The sequence below is a fragment of the Alkaliphilus hydrothermalis genome, from assembly GCF_016908555.1.
GTDB classification, from domain to species: Bacteria; Bacillota; Clostridia; order Peptostreptococcales; family Natronincolaceae; genus Alkaliphilus; species Alkaliphilus hydrothermalis.
Genome location: NZ_JAFBEE010000053.1, coordinates 1 through 1,052 on the forward strand (window position 1 = coordinate 1; position 1,052 = coordinate 1,052).

1 protein-coding gene is annotated in these 1,052 nt (G+C 36.8%); it reads right to left on the bottom strand.

Annotation, left to right across the window (positions count from 1 at the left end):
* Window positions 1-76: 76 nt before the first annotated feature.
* A complete protein-coding gene (locus JOC73_RS15050; protein WP_204404696.1) occupies window positions 77-724 on the bottom strand; it encodes a reverse transcriptase domain-containing protein in 648 nt (215 codons plus the stop codon).
* Window positions 725-1,052 lie beyond the last annotated feature (328 nt).

Below are 1,052 nucleotides of genomic sequence, written 5' to 3' on the forward strand. Positions count from 1 at the left end.
CAGTATATTATGCAAAGTAAGTCATAGAAGAATCTAGACAAAACAATACTTAGCAGGATTTACTTTGCATAATCATCTACTTTGCATAAGGTGGATTATGCAAAGCTTTGCATAATCCACCTTGTGGAGTGCCAGATTCTGAATTATGATATTTACCTTCTTCCATATGTCCAGCTTTAAGCCATTTCCATATCATATCTAGGACAGTCCCATCAGCTATATATTTTGTTAATATCTTCATCAGCTTCTTATGGGGTATATTATCAAAGAATCCTTTAATGTCACAGTCATATATATGGTTGTACTCTGTTTCTAAGTTCCATAATATTATTTGCATTGTTCTTTCAGCACCTAATCCTTTTCGGTATCCACATGACCACTTATGGAATATTTCATTTTCAAATTTTGGACTTATGACATTTACTACACTTTGCTGAACAATTCTATCTTCTATTGTGGGAATTCCTAGAGGTCTTTTCTTGCCGTTCTTCTTCGGTATATAGACTCTTTTTACTGGCTTTGGTGCATAGTTTTTCTCTTTTAGAGTAACTAGAAGCTTTTTAATCTTTTCTTCTTCTTTTTCTGCAAAGGTTTCGAGGGTTTCACCGTCTATACCTCCACAGCCTTTGTTTTCTTTAACTTGTTTCCATGCCTCCATTAGTTTTCGTTCAACTAACAGCTGTCCATAAATACTGTGCATTTTGAGCTTCAATTCTTGATTCATTTATTATCCGTCACCTTTCTTGTGTTCTTTCGGCTCGTTTTTACTTTCGTAGCGTTACCGTTATCATTCCACATGATTAAAGCTGGGTCCACTGAGGTCAGTTCCCTTCCGTTCGGTACCAGTTTGGTCTAATACCTACTTCCGTACTATGAAACTGTCTGACTTCTCTATCCGTAGCAGAAACTTCGGCTTAACCTTATATTCCACTACCCCTTACGGGCTTGAATAGAGACCTCACAGGGTCACTGCATTTTCCTTCCTAACATACCGAGTACTTTCACATGATAAACTATCCTAACTCGACTGATTCATTGGGTTAGAATTATTG